Annotated in this window: 21 protein-coding genes and 1 riboswitch; of the genes, 9 read left to right on the forward strand and 12 right to left on the reverse strand. The window is 71.4% G+C overall.

Annotation, left to right across the window (positions count from 1 at the left end; genetic code table 11):
* Nucleotides 1-101: 101 nt before the first annotated feature.
* The gene (locus tag DLJ58_RS25330; protein ID WP_124859948.1) at nt 102-695 is read right to left on the reverse strand and encodes an ECF transporter S component; all 594 of its coding nucleotides are present in this window, start codon (nt 693-695) and stop codon (nt 102-104) included.
* Between the two features lie 74 nt (nt 696-769).
* Nucleotides 770-874: riboswitch (TPP riboswitch) on the reverse strand.
* A gap of 107 nt (nt 875-981) precedes the next feature.
* Between DLJ58_RS25330 and DLJ58_RS25335 the strand changes: the two genes are divergently transcribed.
* The 5 genes from DLJ58_RS25335 to DLJ58_RS25355 all read left to right on the forward strand — a co-directional run bounded on the left by DLJ58_RS25335 (nt 982) and on the right by DLJ58_RS25355 (nt 6121).
* The gene (locus DLJ58_RS25335; RefSeq protein WP_124859949.1) at nt 982-1812 is read left to right on the forward strand and encodes an alpha/beta fold hydrolase; all 831 of its coding nucleotides are present in this window, start codon (nt 982-984) and stop codon (nt 1810-1812) included.
* A 29-nt stretch (nt 1813-1841) separates the two neighbouring features.
* Nucleotides 1842-2648 carry an AAC(3) family N-acetyltransferase gene (locus tag DLJ58_RS25340; RefSeq protein ID WP_124859951.1) on the forward strand — a complete coding sequence of 269 codons (807 nt, stop codon included), beginning with the start codon at nt 1842-1844 and terminating at the stop codon, nt 2646-2648.
* Nucleotides 2645-3394, forward strand: coding sequence for a sugar isomerase domain-containing protein (locus tag DLJ58_RS25345; protein ID WP_091409712.1), 750 nt, complete (start codon nt 2645-2647; stop codon nt 3392-3394). Before DLJ58_RS25340 ends, DLJ58_RS25345 begins: the two co-directional genes overlap by 4 nt.
* 139 nt (nt 3395-3533) lie before the next feature.
* Nucleotides 3534-4037, forward strand: a complete 504-nt coding sequence (locus DLJ58_RS25350; protein ID WP_124859953.1) for a DUF6328 family protein — start codon at nt 3534-3536, stop codon at nt 4035-4037.
* Nucleotides 4038-4123: 86 nt separating this feature from the next.
* Nucleotides 4124-6121, forward strand: a complete 1998-nt coding sequence (locus DLJ58_RS25355; RefSeq protein WP_124859955.1) for an acyl-CoA dehydrogenase family protein — start codon at nt 4124-4126, stop codon at nt 6119-6121.
* A gap of 105 nt (nt 6122-6226) precedes the next feature.
* Here the strand turns inward: DLJ58_RS25355 and DLJ58_RS34130 are convergent, their stop codons facing one another.
* The 9 genes from DLJ58_RS34130 to DLJ58_RS25395 form a co-directional block, all read right to left on the reverse strand.
* The gene (locus DLJ58_RS34130) at nt 6227-6394 is read right to left on the reverse strand and encodes a hypothetical protein (RefSeq protein ID WP_167493739.1); all 168 of its coding nucleotides are present in this window, start codon (nt 6392-6394) and stop codon (nt 6227-6229) included.
* A 228-nt stretch (nt 6395-6622) separates the two neighbouring features.
* Nucleotides 6623-7231, reverse strand: a complete 609-nt coding sequence (locus DLJ58_RS25360) for a hypothetical protein (protein ID WP_124859957.1) — start codon at nt 7229-7231, stop codon at nt 6623-6625.
* Between the two features lie 126 nt (nt 7232-7357).
* A complete protein-coding gene (locus tag DLJ58_RS25365) occupies nt 7358-7807 on the reverse strand; it encodes a GNAT family N-acetyltransferase (RefSeq protein WP_124859959.1) in 450 nt (149 codons plus the stop codon).
* A 13-nt stretch (nt 7808-7820) separates the two neighbouring features.
* On the reverse strand, nt 7821-8219 hold the full coding sequence (locus DLJ58_RS25370; protein WP_091409697.1) for a Fur family transcriptional regulator: 399 nt from the start codon (nt 8217-8219) through the stop codon (nt 7821-7823).
* Nucleotides 8216-8515 (reverse strand): ArsR/SmtB family transcription factor, encoded by a 300-nt coding sequence (locus tag DLJ58_RS25375; protein WP_030338189.1) that lies wholly within the window; start codon nt 8513-8515, stop codon nt 8216-8218. Before DLJ58_RS25375 ends, DLJ58_RS25370 begins: the two co-directional genes overlap by 4 nt.
* A gap of 43 nt (nt 8516-8558) precedes the next feature.
* Nucleotides 8559-9425, reverse strand: coding sequence for a metal ABC transporter permease (locus tag DLJ58_RS25380; protein ID WP_124859961.1), 867 nt, complete (start codon nt 9423-9425; stop codon nt 8559-8561).
* A 3-nt stretch (nt 9426-9428) separates the two neighbouring features.
* A complete protein-coding gene (locus DLJ58_RS25385) occupies nt 9429-10190 on the reverse strand; it encodes a metal ABC transporter ATP-binding protein (protein WP_091409689.1) in 762 nt (253 codons plus the stop codon).
* Entirely contained in the window at nt 10187-11131 is a 945-nt protein-coding gene (locus DLJ58_RS25390) for a metal ABC transporter substrate-binding protein (RefSeq protein ID WP_124859963.1), read from the reverse strand. The genes DLJ58_RS25385 and DLJ58_RS25390 overlap by 4 nt, the downstream gene beginning before the upstream one ends.
* A gap of 54 nt (nt 11132-11185) precedes the next feature.
* Entirely contained in the window at nt 11186-11443 is a 258-nt protein-coding gene (locus DLJ58_RS25395; RefSeq protein WP_030338196.1) for a hypothetical protein, read from the reverse strand.
* 29 nt (nt 11444-11472) lie between these two features.
* On the opposite strand from DLJ58_RS25395, the gene DLJ58_RS25400 reads away from it, so the two are divergent.
* From DLJ58_RS25400 to dusB, 4 genes are all read left to right on the forward strand, one after another.
* Nucleotides 11473-11814, forward strand: coding sequence for an antibiotic biosynthesis monooxygenase family protein (locus DLJ58_RS25400; RefSeq protein WP_124859965.1), 342 nt, complete (start codon nt 11473-11475; stop codon nt 11812-11814).
* A gap of 24 nt (nt 11815-11838) precedes the next feature.
* Entirely contained in the window at nt 11839-12318 is a 480-nt protein-coding gene (locus DLJ58_RS25405; RefSeq protein WP_112589144.1) for a hypothetical protein, read from the forward strand.
* A gap of 114 nt (nt 12319-12432) precedes the next feature.
* A complete protein-coding gene (locus DLJ58_RS25410; protein ID WP_124859967.1) occupies nt 12433-13812 on the forward strand; it encodes a glycine--tRNA ligase in 1380 nt (459 codons plus the stop codon).
* Nucleotides 13813-13876: 64 nt separating this feature from the next.
* Nucleotides 13877-15049 carry a tRNA dihydrouridine synthase DusB gene (gene dusB / locus DLJ58_RS25415; protein WP_124859969.1) on the forward strand — a complete coding sequence of 391 codons (1173 nt, stop codon included), beginning with the start codon at nt 13877-13879 and terminating at the stop codon, nt 15047-15049.
* Between the two features lie 494 nt (nt 15050-15543).
* Here dusB and DLJ58_RS25420 read toward each other — a convergent pair whose 3' ends face one another.
* Entirely contained in the window at nt 15544-16206 is a 663-nt protein-coding gene (locus DLJ58_RS25420; RefSeq protein ID WP_124859971.1) for a C39 family peptidase, read from the reverse strand.
* A gap of 683 nt (nt 16207-16889) precedes the next feature.
* Nucleotides 16890-18599: a beta-N-acetylhexosaminidase gene (locus tag DLJ58_RS25425; protein WP_244219121.1), complete on the reverse strand. Its 1710-nt coding sequence runs from the start codon at nt 18597-18599 to the stop codon at nt 16890-16892.
* Nucleotides 18600-18605: the final 6 nt, after the last annotated feature.

Below are 18605 nucleotides of genomic sequence, written 5' to 3' on the forward strand. Positions count from 1 at the left end.
CCCCACCCCCGCTCAACCCTGCACGGTCGATCATGAGGTTGACGGTGGTTATGAAGATCCATCCGCCCGTCAACCTCATGATCGACGCGAGTGGGTGTGGGTTAGATCAGGGCTCGGCTTCGGCCTGCGGGGAAGCGGTCCAGGACGCCGGTGTTGGCCAGGGCCTTCGTGAGCAGCCAGCCGCCCAGGCCGGCGATCACGGTGGCGCTGACGATGGTGAGCAGCGCGTACGGGATGCGGTAATCGGTCAGCGCGTAGTCGACGTTCCAGACGAAGAAGTCGAACAGCGCGGCGCTGAGGCCGGTCAGCGCGCCCGCGAACACCGCGGTCGGCAGCCGGAACGACCGGTACCGGAAGGCGGCAAAGGCCAGCTCGGCGCCGATGCCCTGCACGATGCCCTGCGGGATCACCGTGCCGGCCCACTGGCTGCCCAGCAGCGCGGACAGGACCGCGGCCACGGTCTCGCAGTAGAGCGCGGCGCCGGGCTTGCGGATGACCAGCCCACCGATCACCGCCGGCATCAGCCAGACGCCGTAGAGCAGCGTCTGCGCCGGCGGGAAGAAGGCGAACGCGCCCTCGGTGGCGCTCCAGACCAGGCCCCAGGCCCAGAAGATGACGCCGAAGGCGACCGCGATCACCGAGGCGACCACGATGTCGATGGTGCGCCAACGGTGTGTGTCGGGGGTGGATTTCATGTGTTGCTCCCAGTTCGTGAGTGCGAACCAGGAGAAGACGCACGCCGCGTCCGGTGGCACCGGACTGCGGCGCGGCTGGAGGTCGACCGAACTCCCTGCGCTGGCATTACCCAGATCAGGTTCGAGGGTCTGCGGGCGTGCCCGCACTCTCAGCGCTGTGCGCTCCCCTGTCGGATATGAAGTTGTCTCGCTGACGCTAACACCGACCACGGTCGCGGGCCCAGCAGGGCATCCGCCTGACCTGCGGGAGCGACCGGCCCACCGCCGGCTGGGTACGCTTCCGATCATGCGGGTTGACGCGCGAGGCTTCACATTCGAGGTGACCGTCGGCGGTCCGACGGACGGCGTACCCGTCCTGTTGCTGCACGGTTTCCCTCAGCACAGTGGCGAGTGGGACGACGTGGTGCCGGCGCTGCACGCGGGTGGGCTGCGCACGTACGCGCTGGACCAGCGCGGTTACTCACCCGGCGCTCGGCCCACGGCGGTGGCCGACTACCGGATCCCCGAACTGGTCGCCGATGTGGTGGCGGTGCTCGACGCCCTCGGGTTGGATGCCGTGCACCTGGTCGGCCACGACTGGGGCGCGATCGTGGCCTGGGCGGTCGCCGCCGGGCACCCCGAGCGGGTGCACACGCTGACCGCGGTGTCCGTACCGCATCCGGCGGCCATGGCGCACGCCCTGGCCAACGACAGCCAACAGAAGGCCCGGTCGTCGTACATCGCGCTGTTCCGTAAGCCGGACAAGGCGGAGAAGGTGCTGCTGGCGTTCAACGCGACGGCGCTGCGCAAGATGCTCGGCGGGGTGGGCGACGCGGCCCGGGTGAACCGGTACGCCGACCCGATGCGCGAGCCGGGTGCGCTCACGGCCGCGCTGAACTGGTACCGGGCGATGTCCCGCGCCGACCTGGCCGCCGTCGGCCCGGTCGCGGTGCCCACCACGTACGTCTGGAGTGACCGGGACATCGCCATCGGCCGGACCGCCGCCGAGGCGTGTGCGGCGAACGTCACCGGGGACTACCGCTTCGTGCAACTGGCCGGAGTGAGCCACTGGATCCCGGACGCGGCCCCGGGCCCGCTCGCCGAGGCGATCCTGGCCCGAGCCGGCGGAACGGCCTGAGTCGTGTGGGTCACCGGGGGAGGGTCATCGTGACGACGGACGCCAGCGGGCCGGGCAGCCGCCGGTCGATCGCCGCGCAGCTGCGCGTGCTGGGCGTACGCCCCGGCGCGACGCTGCTGGTGCACGCCGGCCTCCGTCCGCTGGGATTCATCAGCGGCGGGCCGCAGGCGGTGGTGCTCGCCCTGCGTGACGCGCTCGGTCCGGACGGCACGATCGTCGTGCCCACCCACACACCGGAGAACAGCGATCCCGCCCAGTGGCGCAACCCGCCGGTGCCGGCGGACTGGTGGCCGCTGATCCGCTCGGAGATGCCCGGGTTCGACCCGGCGGTCACCCCGAGCCGGTTCATGGGGGCGCTCGCCGAGACGGTCCGCGGCTGGCCCGGCGCTCTGCGCAGCTCGCATCCCCAGGTGTCGTTCGCCGCGCTCGGGCCGGCCGCCGAGCAGGTGGTGGCCGGGCACACCCTGGCCGACATGCTCGGCGAGGGCTCCCCACTGGCCCGCCTCTACGACCTGGACGCCGACGTGTTGCTGCTGGGTGTCGGCCACTCCGCGAGCACATCGCTGCACCTGGCCGAATACCGCCGCCCCGGCTCGCCCCGGGAGCGGATCGGTGCCGCCGTGCGTACCGCCGACGGTGGTCGGGAGTGGGTGTGGTGGCAGGACGTACGACTCGACGCGGACGACTTCGCCGCGTTGGGCGAGGACCTGGAGGCCACCGGAGCGGTACGCACCGCACCGGTCGGCACCGGGATCGGCCGGTTGATGCGCCAGCGGGCGGCGGTCGACTTCGCGGTTCGCTGGCTGGCTCGTAATCGAACGACGGAGGACGCATGACGGTGAGTGCCGAGGACTACCTGGCCGTGGTGACCGAGACGATCGGCCGGGTGGCCGCCAGTCAGCGGGAGGCGGTGGGGCGGGCCGCCGACCTGATCGCCGAGGCCGTCCGAGCCGACGGCGTGGTGCACGCGTTCGGCACCGGGCACTCGGAGGCCCTCGCCATGGAGATCGCCGGCCGAGCCGGCGGTCTGGTGCCGACCAATCGGATCGCGCTACGCGACCTGGTGCTGCTTGGCGGCGAACCGGCCGACCGGCTGGGCCCGCTGCTGGAACGGGACCCGGCCGTCGCGCACCGCCTCTACGAGCTGGCCCCGGTGCGCCCCACCGACGTCTTCGTGCTCGCCTCGAACTCCGGGGTCAACGGCGCGATGGTGGAGTTCGCCACGCTGGTGAAGGAACACGGCCACGGGTTGGTCGCGATCACCTCGGCGCGGCACTCCGGCCGGATGGCCTCCCGGCACCCGTCCGGGCGCAAGCTGAGCGACCTCGCCGACGTGGTGCTCGACAACGGCGCGCCGTACGGCGACGCGACGCTGCCCCTGCCCGGCGGCGGCGCGGTCGGCGCGGTCTCCTCGATCACTGCGGCGCTGCTGGCGCAGCAGGTGACCGTGGAGGTGGTGGCGCGGTTGCTGGCGGCGGGGGAGCGGCCCCCGGTCTACCTGTCGGCGAACATCCCGGACGGCGACGCGCACAACAACGAGCTGGAAGCGCGGTACGCGGGCCGTATCCGACGCGGGTCCTGACACGGTGCTGGCGGCCGATCTGCGTCGCCGAGATGAACGGCCGGTGTCGTGAAGCTGTTTCGCGCTCGGCCGGGTGGGGCATTGGCGTTGCTGCCGGCGGCCGGGACCGCCGGCAGTAGCGTCTCACCGGAGGTAGCGCGTGTCCAAGGAGACCGAGAAGCAGCGCTGGCAGCGCAACTTCGCCGACCTGCTGCAGGAGTTGCGGGTCGCCCAGACCGGCGTGCAGATCCTCTTCGCCTTCCTGCTCACCCTGCCGTTCAGTAACGGGTTCACCGAGACCACCGAGTTCCAACGCGACGTCTACATCGTGGCGTTGCTCGCGGCAGCCGCCGCCACGGCGATGATCATCTCGCCGGTGGCGTTCCACCGGGCGCTGTTCCGGCAGGGGCGCAAACCGGAGCTGGTCCGCTTCGCGCACCGGATGGCGACCGGCGGCCTCGCCTTCATGCTGATCGCGATGGTCAGTGCGGTGCTGCTGATCACCGACTTCGTGTTGGACCGGCCGATCGCCTTCGTGCTCAGCGCCCTGACCGGAATCTGGTTCCTCACGTTCTGGGTGGCCCTGCCGTTCGCCCGACGCAGCTGGGGTGAGGACGACATCGACGACGATGACGACGACCCGGACACCATCGAGGGTCGCTGACCGCGTCGATCTTCACGCAGCGCTACCCCTGGGTAACAACCGGGGGTAGCGTGGCGGTAGCCGCATCGAGCTTCGAGGGGGCAGCCGTGACCACGACGCAGGATGGCCGACCGGCACCGGACGGCCCCGACTCCGAAACCACCGCCGGCGCCGCCGCGCCGCTGCCCGCGGAAGCCGGGCAGGTCACCGAGAAGGAGGCCCGGCAGGTCGCCGAGGCCGCCCGAGAGTCCACGTGGGACCGACCCAGCTTCGGCAAGGAGTTGTTCCTCGGCCGGTTCCGGCTCGACCTGATCGACCCGTGGCCCCGATCCGATCCGGACGACGTGGCTCGCGCGGAGGAGTTCCTTGGTCGGTTCCGCGCCTTCCTGACCTCCGAGGTTGATGGTGAGGCCATCGAGCGGGACGCGTCGATACCCGACTCGGTGTTCCACGGCCTGGCCGACCTCGGCGCGTTCGGCATGAAGATCGACCGCAAGTACGGCGGGCTCGGTCTGAGCAACCTGCACTACTGCCGGGCGCTCATGCTGGCCGGCTCGGTCAGCCCGGCCATCGGCGCGCTGCTCTCGGCGCACCAGTCGATCGGGGTGCCGCAGCCACTGAAGATGTTCGGCACCGCCGAGCAGAAGCAACGCTTCCTGCCCCGGCTCGCCGCCGGCGAGGTGTCCGCGTTTCTGCTCACCGAGCCGGACGTCGGCTCCGACCCGGCCCGGCTGGCCACCATCGCGGAGCCGACCGAGGACGGCACCGGTTACCGGCTCAACGGTGTGAAGCTGTGGGCCACCAACGGCATCGTGGCCACCCTGCTGGTGGTGATGGCCCGGGTGCCGGCCACCGAGGGACGTCGGGGCGGCATCACCGCGTTCGTGGTGGACGGCGACAGCCCCGGCATCACTGTCGAGCGGCGCAACGAGTTCATCGGCCTGCGCGGGCTGGAGAACAGCCTGACCCGGTTCCACGACGTGATCGTCCCCGCCGAGAACGTCATCGGTGGCGAGGGCAAGGGGCTGAAGATCGCCCTGACCACTCTGAACACCGGCCGGCTCTCGCTGCCGGCCATGTGCGTGGGCGCCGGCAAGTGGGCGTTGAACGTGGCCCGGGGGTGGGCCGCCGACCGGGTCCAGTGGGGACGGCCGGTGGGTGAGCACGAGGCGGTCGCGCAGAAGCTCTCCTTCATCGCCGCCACCACGTACGGCATGGAGACGATGCTCGACCTCTGCTGCCTGCTCGCCGACGACGACCGCAACGACATCCGGATCGAGGCGGCACTGGTCAAGCTGTACGCCAGCGAGATGGCCTGGAAGATCGCCGACGAGCTGATCCAGATCCGGGGCGGGCGCGGCTACGAGACGGCCGACTCACTGGCCGCCCGCGGCGAACGCCCGGCCGCCGTCGAGCAGATGCTGCGCGACCTGCGGATCAACCGGATCTTCGAGGGCTCCACCGAGATCATGCACCTGCTGATCGCGCGGGAGGCGGTCGACGCCCACCTGTCGGTGGCCGGCGACATCATCGACCCGGACGCGGGGCTGGGCCGCAAGGCCCGAGCCGGCGCGCGAGCGGGCGCCTTCTACGCGAAGTGGCTGCCCACCCTCGCCGTCGGTCGGGGGCAGAGCCCTTCGGCGTACGCCGAGTTCGGCCCGCTCGCCGCGCACCTGCGCCAGGTGGAACGTTCGTCGCGCAAGCTGGCCCGTTCGACGTTCTACGCGATGTCCCGCTGGCAGGGAAAGATGGAGCGTAAGCAGGCGTTCCTCGGCCGGGTGGTGGACATCGGCGCCGAGTTGTTCGCGATGTCCGCGGTCTGCGTCCGGGCCTCCGCCGAACGGGACAGCCGCCCGGAGAACGTCGAGCTGGCCGACCTGTTCTGCCGGCAGGCGCGGGTGCGGGTGGACGCCCTGTTCGCCGCACTCTGGGACAACACCGACTCGGTCGACACCGCCGCCGCGAAGCGCATCCTCGCCGGCCGCTACGCAGGCCTGGAGGAGGGCGTGCTCACCCCGTCCGAGGAGCTGCCCTGGGTGGCCCGCTGGTCGCCCGGCCCGTCCACCTCCGAGGACGTCCGCCGCCGCATCCCGCCAAAGCCCTGAGCCCTGTCGTGCGGCCTCGCCGCCGGGTGGGTCTGTCGCTGTCTGGGCGGCGCCGTGTGGGCTCGCCGCCGTGCCGGCGCTGGTGCCGTGGGCTCCCCACGTCGGTCAGCGGGAGACCGCCCAGGCCAGCACTCCCGCCAGGATCAGACCGTTGAGCCCGGCCAGGGCCAGGTACGCCGCGGGTGGGATCTTCTTGCCCCGGCGGAGGAAGGAGACCAGGACGGCGGCGTAGCCGAGCAGCAGGACGGCGATGACGACGAGGAAGTAGAACACCCGACGACTTTAGCGGCCCCGGCCGCGCAGGCCGAGTTGGCGCAGCGCGCGTCAGGGTGTCCACGGGCGCGTCGACGACGCCACAGTCCTCATGATCAAGTGATGAGAAGTAGGTCGGAGGCGGCGTGGAGACCTACTTCTCATCACTTGATCATGGCGGTGGCGCGGGATCATGGCGCGGGCGCGGGCGCGGGCGCGGGCGCGGGCGCGACCTGTACTCACGAGACCTCAGCTGCTCCGGCTGCGCAGGCCGAGCTGGCGTAGCTCCAGGGCGGCCAGCGCGTCGACTGTCGCGCCGTCGCCGCGCCGCCACGCCTCGGCGACGTCGGGGCCGATCCGGGTCAGCTGGCCCAGTGGTTGGGTGGCCAGAGCGCGCAGGGCGAGCAGGTCGCGCCCGGCCGGCCCGGTGGCCAGCTTCGCCGCCGATCCGGCCCGGCGCATCCAGCGGACCCGCAACGGCAGCCAACCGAACAGCACGATGCCGAGCGGGAAGATCAGCACCGCGACGGCGAGAGCCAGGGCGAGCTGGTCGACGAGGTGCTGCTGGTCGCGGCCGGCGTCGGCGAGCCCTCGGGCGGCGTCGGCGGCCTGCCGGAACGGCGCGGTGAGTTCGTCACCGACAAGCGGCACCCGGCGGACCTTGCTGCCGGCCTCAGCGAGGTTGTCGGCGAGCCCGCTGCCGGCGCCCTCCAACTTCTGCCCCGGTACGGCGAGCTTCTGCACCAGGTCGTGCAGCCACAGGGCGCCGCGGATCGCCACGTACACCCAGGCGACGACGAGCAGGTCGGTGAGCAACTGACGGGCGGCGGTCGGAAACCGATCGGCATAGATTTTCACGCCGGCCAGCGTGCCACGAACGGGCTGAGGGCGGCACCCGCCGGCCAGCGTGCCAGGCACCGGCCGAGACCGGTGTCCGCCGGGAGCCGGGTCGGGTCTGCCCCGCACCGCTCGCGGCGTCCGTGATCAGGCGAGCTGGAGGTCCACGAACGCGACAGTGTCGCCGGGCAGGACGTACCGCTCGATCTCGACGAAGCCGTGCCGGCGGGCGAACCGCAGGCCGTCGTCGTTGGACGCCAGAATGACGGTCTGGACGACGTGCGCGCCGAGTTCACGGACGGCGGCCAGCCCGCGCTCGTAGATCTGCTCGCCGTACCCGTGCCGTCGGTGTTCGGGCAGAACCCGGGCGATCACCGTCCCGGGTGCGCTGTCGAACTCCGGGGGTCGCACTGTCGAGCAGCCCACCGGCACTGTGCCGGCGTACGCGACCTCGAGAATGTTCCGCTGCGCGCGGACGGCGATCTCGTCGACCGACAGCGGATCGGTCGGGATGATCAGGTTGTGGATGCGCTGCCAGTCGAGCAGGGCTGTCTCGCTGCCGACCGGCCGCACCGGCCGGAACTCAAGGATTGACACGGCTACACGCTGGTCAGCGCGGGCAGGTCGGGCAGGTGCCGAAGATTTCCAGGGTGTGGCTGACGTCGGCGTAGCCGTGCTGCGCGGCGACCCGATCGGCCCAGCTCTCCACGGCCGGGCCGGCCACCTCGACCGTACGCCCGCACACCCGGCAGACCAGGTGGTGGTGGTGCCCCTCGCTGCACCGGCGGTAGAGGTGCTCGCCGCCCGGCGGACGCATCACGTCGATCTCACCGGCGTCGGCGAGCCCCTGGAGGGTGCGGTAGACGGTGGTCAGGCCGACCCGCTCGCCTCGCTGCCGCAGCATCGCGTGCAGGTCCTGGGCGCTGTGGAAGCCCTCCATCTCGCCCAGCAGCGCGCTCACCGCCGAACGCTGCCGGGTGTTGCGCACCGCGGCGCTGCTCTCGCTCATGATCCCTCCCCGGCGTGGCTGACCGCGTCCGCCACGATGTGCGCGACGTGCTCGTCGACCAGGCTGTAGGCGATTTCCCGGCCGCGGCGGGAGCCGCGCACCACGCCCGCTCCGCGCAACACCCGCAGGTGTTGGGAGACCAGTGGTTGCGCCGCGCCGAGCTTCTCCACCAACTCGTGCACGCACCGCTCGCCGCCGGCCAGCTCACTGACGATGGCCAGCCGAATGGGAGCGGACAGGGCGCGCAGCAGCTCGCTGGCCCCGTCGAACCCGTCGTAGCCCGTCGCGCTGGTCATCCTGCAACGGTAACCAATACCACCGATGCCGCGCTGACCAGGCTCAGCTCAGCACGACCTCGTGGGGTTCCGGTGTCGGCGCGGCGGTCGGCGTCGTCCGACGGCGCACGGCCCGCCAGACAGCGCCGGCCACGGCCACCACCAGGAACGAGGCGATCGCCACCAGCACCACCGAGGCTCCCGGTGCGGTGTCCGCCGTGGCCGCCACCCAGACACCCGAGCCTGCGGCGAAGAAACCGAGAGCCATCGCGGCGGCCATCGTGCTGCGGAAGCCCCGGGTGACCTGCTGGGCGGTGGCGACCGGCACCACCATCAACGCGCTGATCAGCAGCACGCCGACGGCCCGCATGGCGATGGTCACGGTGACCGCGGTGGCGACCGCGATCAGCAGGTTCAGCGTGCGGACCGGCAGGCCGGAGACCCGGGCGTACTCCTCGTCGTGACTGACCGCGAAGAGCGCCGGCCGCAACGCGATCATCGTGACCAGGATCGCCGCGCCGAGCAGCGCGATGGTGATCAGGTCGGCGGGCGAAATGGTGGTCAGCGACCCGAACAGGTAGGCGTTGAGGTTCGCGCTGGTCGCGTCGGAGAGGCCGACCAGGAGTACGCCGCCCGCGATGCCGCCGTAGAAGAGCAGGGCCAGAGCCAGGTCACCGGAGGTACGCCCACGGGCCCGGACGATCTCGATGGCGATCGCGCCGATGGTGGCGGCGATCACCGCGACCAGCACCGGTGAGCGGTTGAGCAGCAGTCCCGCCCCGACGCCGGTCAGCGCCACGTGCCCCACACCATCGCCGATCAGCGCCAGCCGGCGCTGCACCAGGTAGATGCCGAGCGCCGGCGCGGCCAAGCCGATCACCAGCGCGCCGATCAGGGCGCGCTGCATGTAGGGGTACTGGAAGAGTTCCATCGGTCAGTTGCTCCACAGCCCGGCGGGCTCGTCGTAGCAGTGCGGGTGCACGTGGTCGTGGTCGGGCTCCGCGTGATGGCCGGCCGGGTCCGGCACCGCGCCGTCGTGGGCGATGCGACCCTCGTGAACGACGACGGCCCGGCTGATCACCGGTCGCAGCGGGCCCAGCTCGTGGGCGACGAGAAGCACCGTTCCGCCGTCGCCGACGAAGTCGCGCAGCGCGCCGGCGAACGCCTCCTGGCTTGCCGCGTCCACTCCGGCGGTGGGCTCGTCGAGAACCAGCAGCTCCGGCTGGCCGGCCAGGGCGCGGGCGATCAGGGTGCGCTGCTGCTGGCCGCCGGAGAGCGTGGACACCGGATCACCGGCCCGGTCGGCGAGCCCGACCGCGCCCAGCGCGGCGTCGACGGCGGACCGGTCGGCTCGACCCGGCGGACGCAGCACCCCCCGACGGGCCAGCCGGCCGGAGGCCACCACCTCCCGGACGGTCGCCGGTACGCCGCCGCCGGCGCCCAGGCGCTGCGGGACGTACCCGATGCGTGCCCACTGCCGGAACCGGCGCAACGGCCGGTCGAAGAGGGTGACCGAGCCGGCGCTGATCGGCACCAGCCCGAGCACGGCGCGGATCAGCGTGGACTTGCCCGAGCCGTTGGCGCCGAGGATCGCGACCACCTCGCCGGCGGTCACGGTGAGCGAGATGTCCCGGAGCACGGGGCGGCCGTCGTAGCCGACCACCCCGTGCTCGACGGTGATGACAGGTGAGGTCACGAGCAGCTCAAGGCAGTCTGCAGGGTCCGCAGGTTGGTGCGCATCACCGAAAGGTAGTCCCCGTTGCTGCCGGCGGCGAGCCCTTCGATCGGGTCGAGTACGGCGGTCTTCGCGCCGACCTGACCGGCGATGGTCTCGGCCACCTTCGGGCTGACCAGGGTCTCGAAGAAGATCGTGGTGGCCTGGTGCTCCTTCGCCTCCTCGATCACGTGCGCGAGGCGCTGCGGCGAGGGCTCGACGTCCGGGCTCAGCCCGGTGATGCCGACCTGGTCGAGCTGGTAGCGGTCGGCGAGGTAGCCGAACGCGGCGTGGCTGGTCACGATCTCCCGCCGCTGGCAGGTCGCCAGACCGTGCTTGAACTCGCCGTCCAGGGTCGTCAGGTCGGTGCGCAGGGCAGCCGCTCGGGCGGTGTAGTCGGCGGCGTGGTCCGGGTCGGCCTTGCCGAGGCGCTGGGCGAGCTGGTCGCCGATGCCGGCCAGCCGGGTCGGGTCGAGCCAGACGTGCGGGTCCTTGCCGCCGCTCTCCTCGGCGTGCCCCTCCTCGCCCTCGTGGTCGTGCCCGCCGGCGGACGCGTCCAACAGTGGCTGCACGCTGGTCACGTCGAACGCCCGGTCGCCGCCGTTCTGGGCCACGGCGTCGTCCACCGCCGGTTGGAACCCCTTGAGGTAGACGATCAGCTCCGCGTCGCTGACCTCACCGACCTGGCTCGGGTTGAGTTCCAGGTCGTGCGGCTCGGCGCCGGGCTTGGCCAGGTTGGTGACCCGGACCGCGTCGCCGCCGATCCGTTCGGCCAGGAACTGGAGGGGGTAGAACGCGGCCACCACGTCGACTCGCTTGGGGTCGGCGCCGGCGGCACCGCCGGTGGAGCAGCCGGCCCCGGCGCCCAGGGCGAGGAGGGCGGTCGCGGCGGCCAGGACACGGTACGTGGCGCGGTTGGTCATGTCGTCAACTGTCCGTGGCAACGATAATGATTGTCAAAAACGCATGATTGCATGTCAGAGGAGCTTCGCGAGGCCCACCGTCACCAGCAGGGTGAGCATCACCAGTCGGATCAGCCGGGTCTGCGGTGCCTGAACCGCCCAGGTCGTCGCCAACAGGGCGATCAGGACCCCGGCGAGCGCGAGCGTGAGCAGCCCGCCGATCACCCCGGGCGTGAAGAACGCCACCAGCACCACCACCAGGGTGAGCAGGAACACCGACGTCGGGTTCGCCCCGGCCAACCGGGCGAGCAGAGGGCGCTGCGTACGCTGCATCCCACAGACTCTACGAGGAGGAACCCCCGGTGCTGGTGACCAACCGGTTCGTGGTCGACGTCGATGCCGCCGAGGGCTTCACCGAACGGGCGTACGCCGCCCTCACCGCGCTGGCCGCACGGCCCGGCTACCTGCGCGGCCAACTGGTCCGGGCGCTGGACGACCCCCGGCACTGGTCACTGGTCACCGAATGGGAGTCGGTCGGCACGTACCGGCGGGCGCTCGGCGCCTTCGAGGTCAAGGTCAGCGCCGTGCCGCTGCTCGCCGAGTCCGTCGACGAACCCTCCGCCTACGAGGCGCTGGCCACCGCCGCCCCGGGCGGGGCCGTGGTCGTCGCCGAGAGTGATCGGGCTACGGGTCCTTACCGCTGAGCCGCCGGACACTACGCTGCTCCTATGACCGCACCCGCCCCGCCACCCGGTCCCGGGGTGGCTCCGCCGTTCGCCGCGCCGCCCACCGAGGGCCGCCGGACTCGGCTCTGGATCGGCCTTGGCGTCGGCGCGCTCGCCGTGGTGCTCTGCTGCGGCGGGGGTGGCACCGCCGTCGTCGGCCTGGCCGTCAGCGGAGTCCAGGCCATCCGGGAACAGGCCCGCACCGTGACCGGCGACTACTACCAGGCGCTGGTCGAGCGGAACTACGGGCGGGCGTACGACCAACTCTGCGACGACGCGCAGCGGCGTGAGTCCCGGCCGGAGTTCGAGCGGCGCGCTGCCGCCGAACCGCAGGTGACCGCGTTCCGGGTGGGCGAGGTGGACACCACCTACCTGACCGTGCCGGTCGACGTGACCCTCGACGGCGGCGACCGGGAGAGGCAACAGGTCAGCCTCGGCCAGGACGGGCAGACCGGCGGCGTGGAGGTCTGCGAGGTCAGCTGACCCGTCCCCGGTATTCTGCTGGGCTCGGGGCGACGGTGGTCGTACCGTTGTCCCGAACCGACCGTTCCATCCATATCTCGCCCCCGCCGACCGCCAGCCGGCGTAGGAGGAAACATGCCAGCCGACCGTATCGATGCCGTCGTCAGCCTCGCCAAGCGCCGAGGCTTCGTCTTCCCCTCCAGTGAGATCTACGGAGGCACCCGATCGGCGTGGGACTACGGTCCGCTCGGCGTGGAGCTCAAGGAAAACGTCCGCCGGCAGTGGTGGAAGACCATGGTCCAGCAGCGCGACGACGTCGTCGGCCTGGACTCCGCGGTGATCCTGTCCCGCAAGGTGTGGGAGGCGTCCGGCCACATCGCCGAGTTCGTCGACCCGCTCACCGAGTGCCAGTCCTGTCACAAGCGGTTCCGGGCTGACCACCTGGAAGAGGCGTACGCCGAGAAGCACGGCAAGCCGCTGACCTCACTGGCCGAGCTGAACTGCCCCAACTGCGGCAACAAGGGCACCTTCACCGAGCCGAAGATGTTCAACGGCCTGATGAAGACCTACCTGGGCCCGGTGGAGAGCGACGAGGGGCTGCACTACCTGCGCCCGGAGACCGCGCAGGGCATCTTCGTCAACTACAAGAACGTCGAGACGGTCGCCCGCAAGAAGCCCCCGTTCGGTATCGCGCAGACCGGCAAGTCGTTCCGCAACGAGATCACCCCGGGCAACTTCATCTTCCGGACCCGCGAGTTCGAGCAGATGGAGATGGAGTTCTTCGTCGAGCCGGGCACCGATGAGCAGTGGCACGAGTACTGGCTCCAGGAGCGCTGGAACTGGTACCTCGACCTCGGCCTCTCGGCGGACAATCTGCGCCTGTTCGAGCACCCCAAGGAGAAGCTGTCGCACTACTCGAAGCGGACGGTGGACATCGAGTACCGCTTCCAGTTCGGTGGCACCGAGTTCGCCGAGCTGGAGGGTGTCGCCAACCGCACCGACTTCGACCTCTCCACGCACAGCAAGCACTCCGGCGTCGACCTGTCGTACTTCGACCAGAGCAAGAGTGAGCGCTGGATGCCGTACGTCATCGAGCCGGCCGCGGGTCTGACCCGCGCGGTGCTCGCCTTCCTGCTGGAGGCGTACGACGAGGACGAGGCGCCGAACACCAAGGGCGGCGTGGACAAGCGCACCGTGATGCGATTCGACCCGAGGCTCGCCCCGGTCAAGGTGGCGGTGCTGCCGCTGTCCCGCAACGAGGCGCTGTCGCCCAAGGCCAAGGACCTCGCGACCCTGCTGCGCAAGCGCTGGGTGGTGGAGTTCGACGACTCGCAGGCGATCGGGCGTCGCTACCGCCGACAGGACGAGATCGGCACCCCGTTCTGTGTGACGGTCGACTTCGACACCCTGGACGACAACGCGGTGACGGTGCGCAACCGGGACACCATGGCCCAGGAGCGCGTCTCCCTGGACCAGGTCGAGCGCTACCTGATCGAGCGTCTCCCCGGCTGCTGAGACTCTGCGCACGGGGCCTCGGCCGACGCGATAAGCGCCGGTCGGGGCCCCGTACACTTGTCCGGTGACTGCCTCGACCGTGCCCGCGCTGCGCCCGCTGACTCTCGGCCAGCACCAGGTGTGGCCGCCGGTCGTGCTCGCGCCGATGGCGGGGATCACCAACATCGGGTTCCGTCGACTCTGTCGCGAGCAGGGCGGCGGCATCTACGTCTGCGAGATGATCACCACTCGGGCGCTGGTCGAGCGCAACCCGAAGACGCTGCGCATGATCGCGTTCGGCGACGACGAGAAGCCCCGCAGTCTCCAGCTCTACGGCACCGATCCGGAGATCACCGCCGCTGCCGTGCGGATCGTCGTCGAGCGCAACCTGGCCGATCACATCGACCTCAACTTCGGCTGCCCGGTCCCCAAGGTCACCCGGCGTGGCGGCGGCGCGGCGCTACCGTGGCGGCGCCGGCTCTTCGCGCGACTCGTGCGGGCCGCTGTGGCTGCCGCCTCACCGGCCGGCGTGCCGGTCACGGTCAAGATGCGCAAGGGCATCGACGACGACCACCTGACGTACGTCGAAGCCGGGCTGGCCGCCCAGGAGGCCGGCGTGGCCGCGGTGGCCCTGCACGGGCGCACGGCGGCGCAGCGCTACTCGGGCACCGCCGACTGGGACGCGATCGCCACCCTGAAGCAGGCCCTCGACGTGCCGGTGCTCGGCAACGGCGACATCTGGGAGGCCGACGACGCGCTGCGCATGGTGGCCCACACCGGCGTGGACGGTGTGGTCATTGGGCGCGGCTGCCTGGGCCGACCGTGGCTCTTCGCCGACCTGGAGGCCGCCTTCAACGGTCGGACGGAGCGGCGGCTGCCCGCCCTCGGCGAGGTGGCGGTGACCATGCGCCGGCACGCCGAACTGCTGGTCGACCAGTTCACGGCCGGCGCCCGCAACCCGGCCCGAGGTGAACGGGACGGCTGCACCGACTTCCGCAAGCACGTCGCCTGGTACCTCAAGGGCTTCCCGGTCGGCGGCGAGCTGCGGCGCTCGCTGGCGATGATCGAAAGCCTGGCTCAGCTCGACGACCTGCTGGGCAAGCTCGACCCGGCGGAGCCGTTCCCGGTGACCGCCCTCGGGCAGCCGCGCGGGCGTACCAACTCGCCCGGCAAGGTCTTCCTGCCGGAGGGCTGGCTGGCCAGCCGGGACGACGACACGGTCCCCGAGGGCGCTGAGATGGACGACTCCGGCGGCTGAGTCCCTGGTCGGCTGAGTTCCCTCGCCGGTCGGGCGTCCGCGAGCGTCCCTCCGGAACGCGGCGCTCGAACCACAGTCCGTGCCGGCGCGCCGGTCGCCGCCGCGCCCTCGGTAGTGGCGCTCAGGCGTTCCTCGACACTGCGCGGCGGAGGCTGGGCAGATGAGTGTGGCGCCCTATCGAGCTGATGTCGTGAACGAATCACCAGCTTGGCGCGGTCGAGCCATGCCTCTGATTCGTCTACGACATCAGCTCCAAAGGACCCGTGACGCGGCCCGTGACGCGGCTGGTGCGGTGGCCCGCTGGTGGTCGGGTGGTCTGGTCCGGTGAGTGGCTTGCCGGGGGTGGGTGGCCTGGTCAGCTCGTTGCCCCCTCGACTTCGTTCGAGTCTGCCGAGGGCGCATGGACAGTGACCCGGTCATGCCGAAGGGCCGGGCCCCGTGGTGGGGTCCGGCCCTTCGGCGTGTGCGTGGTGTGCTTGTGTGCGTTGGCTGGGTCAGCTGGTGGCGTAGCCGCGGGTGGCGATCCAGTCCGCGAGGTGCTCGACGCTGATCCAGTAGGAGGCGGTGTTCGGGTTGGCGGAGTCGGCGATCTTCACCATGTTGCCGTTGTCGCGGTAGCCGACGACGCTGATGTAGTGCCCGCCCTCGTAGGAGTGGGTGACGCCGTCGGTGTCGGTGCTGGTGCCGGCGATGTTGGCGACCACGGCCCGGCCGTCGTCGACGGTCTTGATGATGTCGGCGCGCAGCTGATCGGTCTGCTTGGCGTTGGCGTCGGGGGTGCTGATTTCTACGGAGCGGTAGGCGTCGTTCTTACCGGTTTCCTTGTTCAGTACGGGGGTGATGTCGTTGATGGAGTTGGTGCCGGCCTCGGTGGTGCCCATTTCCTTGGCCATGTCGTCGACGTTGATGTTCTTGCCCTGCACGCTCAGGGCGTTTCGGGTGGCGGCGGGGCCGCAGTAGTAGAAGTTCGGCTGGGCTTCGTAGCGCACGCCCAGTTCGCGCTCACCATGACCGCCCTTGCGGTCGGTCTGGGTCTGGGTGGCCGGCTTGCCGGTGGGTGCGGCGAAGGCGGTGGTGACGGGGCCGGCGATGGCGCCGCCGGTGAAGGCGAGGCCGGCGGCGGTCAGGGCGGTCTTACGGATCAGATCGGTACGCATGATGGCGTGCTCCTCTGCATCGGGGGAACCCGCACGACACTCAACGGGGGTCAGTGCGACGTGCGGGGAAGCTTCTTGCCCGGTGACCCGCGAGGGGGTCGGCGTCGGGAAGGGTGTGACGGGTGCCGGCGGCGGATCATTCCGCCTACCCATCGGCCGGCTGGGGTGCTCGGCCGTTCGGGGGGTGTAACCGGGGCTGCCTGGCGGGTGTTCCCGGCCGCTGCCCTGCCCGGCCGTTGTCGTGCTCGGCCGTGCGGGGGGTGTAACCGTGCGGGCCTGGCGGGTGTTCCCGGCGGGGCCGGCGCGCCAATGACCTGGGCTGTTGCGGTGGTCTGCCAGGTATAACGACCTGGCCTGGCCGCCGATTCCGCCGACGGGGTGGCCCCGACCACCCGACAGCCGACACCAGACCCGACAAACCACCCACCCTTTGGGGCTGCCGAGCCGACACGGCGGTCACGGCGGTGTGATCCACTCGGGCTCCTGAAAGTCGCGGTGTCCGGGTGCCGGGGATGCCCCGACTTCATGAAAGCCGAGTGGATCATGCCGGTCTGCGCCGTTCGCGCGCCCCGGACCGGTCCGCGGTCAGGTCGTGACGCGAAGCGGCCGGCCTCGGGTGAAGCGCCATACGCACCGGGCCTGCCCTGGAGCTGGGCGCTGGGCAGGCCGGGCTGAGCCGGGGATCAGGGCGTGGCGGTGTGGGTTTGGGGCAAGTTGCGCTGTGTCGGGATGGTCGGTGCGGTGCGCCAGGGGATCTCGGGCGCGCGGTGGAAGGTGATCCCGGCCGTCGTCCAGCGCGGGCCCTGGCCGGCCAGGCGGTCGCGGAAGTCGGCCCAGTTGTGGGTCGCCCGGGTGGACCAGCCCAACTCGGCGATGGCCGGGAGGCGGGGCAGGAGCAGGAGTTCGATGTCGGCCAGCGAGGTGACCGATTCGGTCCAGAGCGGGGCCTCCACACCGAGTACCGCCTCGGCGGGTACGTCGGCGACGTGAGTACCCGGATCCCAGTCGTACGCCTTTCGTACGTCGATGAGGCCGGCCCAGTCGTGCCCGATCGGGGTGTCCGGGGCGTACTTCATGTCCAGGTAGGCGTGGTTGCCGGGGGAGACGATCAGCCGGGCGCCCCGGCGTACGGCGTCGACGGTGGTGGGGTCTTCGCCGTTCGTGCCCCACCACTGCAGGACCCGCCCGTCGAGGTGGGCGGCGGGTGCGAGTTGGTGCCAGCCGACGACGGTCTTGCCGAGGTCGGCCACGATGCGCTGGACCCGCTCGACGAAACCGGTGTAGACCTCGCCGTTCACCTTGAACGCCTCGTCGCCGCCGATGTGCAGCCAGGGGCCGGGGGTGAGCGCGGCCACCTCGCCCAGCACGTCGGCGACGAAGTCGTACGTCCGCTCGTCGGCCGGGTCGACGTAGCTGAAGCCGACCTCGATGCCGGTGTACGGCGGCGGTGCGATCTTGTCCGGTGCCAGCTCCGGGTACGCGACCAGCGCCGAGTTGGTGTGCCCCGGGAGGTCGATCTCCGGGACGACGGTGATGTGGCGGGCCGCCGCGTAGGAGACGATCCGCTGGTAGTCGGCCTTCGTGTAGTGCCCGCCGGGGCCGCCGCCGACCTCGGTCGTCCCGCCGACGGTGGTCAGCTTCGGCCAGGAGTCGACGGCGATCCGCCAGCCCTGGTCGTCGGTGAGGTGCAGGTGCAGGTGGTTGAGCTTGTAGCGGGCCAGGTGGTCGACCACCCGCAGCACGTCCTCGACGGCGAAGAAGTGCCGCGCGACGTCGAGCATCGCACCCCGGTAGGGGAACCGGGGTGCGTCGGTGATGGCCCCGCCGGGCAACGCCCAACGTTCGGTGACCGGGCTGGGGCTCTCGATCGCCGCCGGCAACAGTTGGCGCAGGGTCTGTACCCCGTAGAAGAGGCCGGCGGCGGTGGCGGCCGTGATGCGTACCCCGTCGGTGGCGATGTCGACGTGGTAGCCCTCCGCGCCGAGGTCGGCGCTGTAACCCTCCGCGCCGAGGTCGGCGCTGTAACCCTCCGCGCCGAGGTCGGCGCTGTAACCCTCCGCGCCGAGGTCGGCGCTGTCGTCGAGCACCAGCGCGATGCCACCGGCGGGCTCCGGCGTGGTGGCGTCGGTGACCGGCAGCGGGTAGCCGGTGGCCGGACGCAGGAGCTGGGCGAGCTGCTCGGCGACCGCCAGCGCGGCGGGGTCGGCGCTGGACACGATGACCGCTTCGGCCGGGAGCGCCCAGTCGGCGGTCGGGTCCGGCTGGACCTGCTGTGGGGCGGGCACGACGTCGGCCAGCCGGTGCGGGGCCGCCGGCGCGAGCAATGTGCCCGCGGTCTCCTCGGCCGCGCGGGCCAGCGTGGCCGCGTCCGGTTCCCCCGTCGACAGCGGCACGGGGAC

Origin of the sequence: Micromonospora arida, assembly GCF_003857035.1 — a bacterium.
In the GTDB taxonomy this organism is placed as follows: Bacteria; Actinomycetota; Actinomycetes; order Mycobacteriales; family Micromonosporaceae; genus Micromonospora; species Micromonospora arida.

Bases quoted from the DNA above. Each gene is read 5' to 3' on its own strand.
- DLJ58_RS25330 (WP_124859948.1), bottom strand. From the start codon at position 695: ATGAAATCCACCCCCGACACACACCGTTGGCGCACCATCGACATCGTG.
- DLJ58_RS25335 (WP_124859949.1), top strand. From the start codon at position 982: ATGCGGGTTGACGCGCGAGGCTTCACATTCGAGGTGACCGTCGGCGGT.
- DLJ58_RS25345 (WP_091409712.1), top strand. From the start codon at position 2,645: ATGACGGTGAGTGCCGAGGACTACCTGGCCGTGGTGACCGAGACGATC.
- DLJ58_RS25370 (WP_091409697.1), bottom strand. From the start codon at position 8,219: ATGAGCGAGAGCAGCGCCGCGGTGCGCAACACCCGGCAGCGTTCGGCG.
- DLJ58_RS25375 (WP_030338189.1), bottom strand. From the start codon at position 8,515: ATGACCAGCGCGACGGGCTACGACGGGTTCGACGGGGCCAGCGAGCTG.
- DLJ58_RS25380 (WP_124859961.1), bottom strand. From the start codon at position 9,425: ATGGAACTCTTCCAGTACCCCTACATGCAGCGCGCCCTGATCGGCGCG.
- DLJ58_RS25390 (WP_124859963.1), bottom strand. From the start codon at position 11,131: ATGACCAACCGCGCCACGTACCGTGTCCTGGCCGCCGCGACCGCCCTC.
- DLJ58_RS25395 (WP_030338196.1), bottom strand. From the start codon at position 11,443: ATGCAGCGTACGCAGCGCCCTCTGCTCGCCCGGTTGGCCGGGGCGAAC.
- DLJ58_RS25405 (WP_112589144.1), top strand. From the start codon at position 11,839: ATGACCGCACCCGCCCCGCCACCCGGTCCCGGGGTGGCTCCGCCGTTC.
- DLJ58_RS25410 (WP_124859967.1), top strand. From the start codon at position 12,433: ATGCCAGCCGACCGTATCGATGCCGTCGTCAGCCTCGCCAAGCGCCGA.
- DLJ58_RS25420 (WP_124859971.1), bottom strand. From the start codon at position 16,206: ATGCGTACCGATCTGATCCGTAAGACCGCCCTGACCGCCGCCGGCCTC.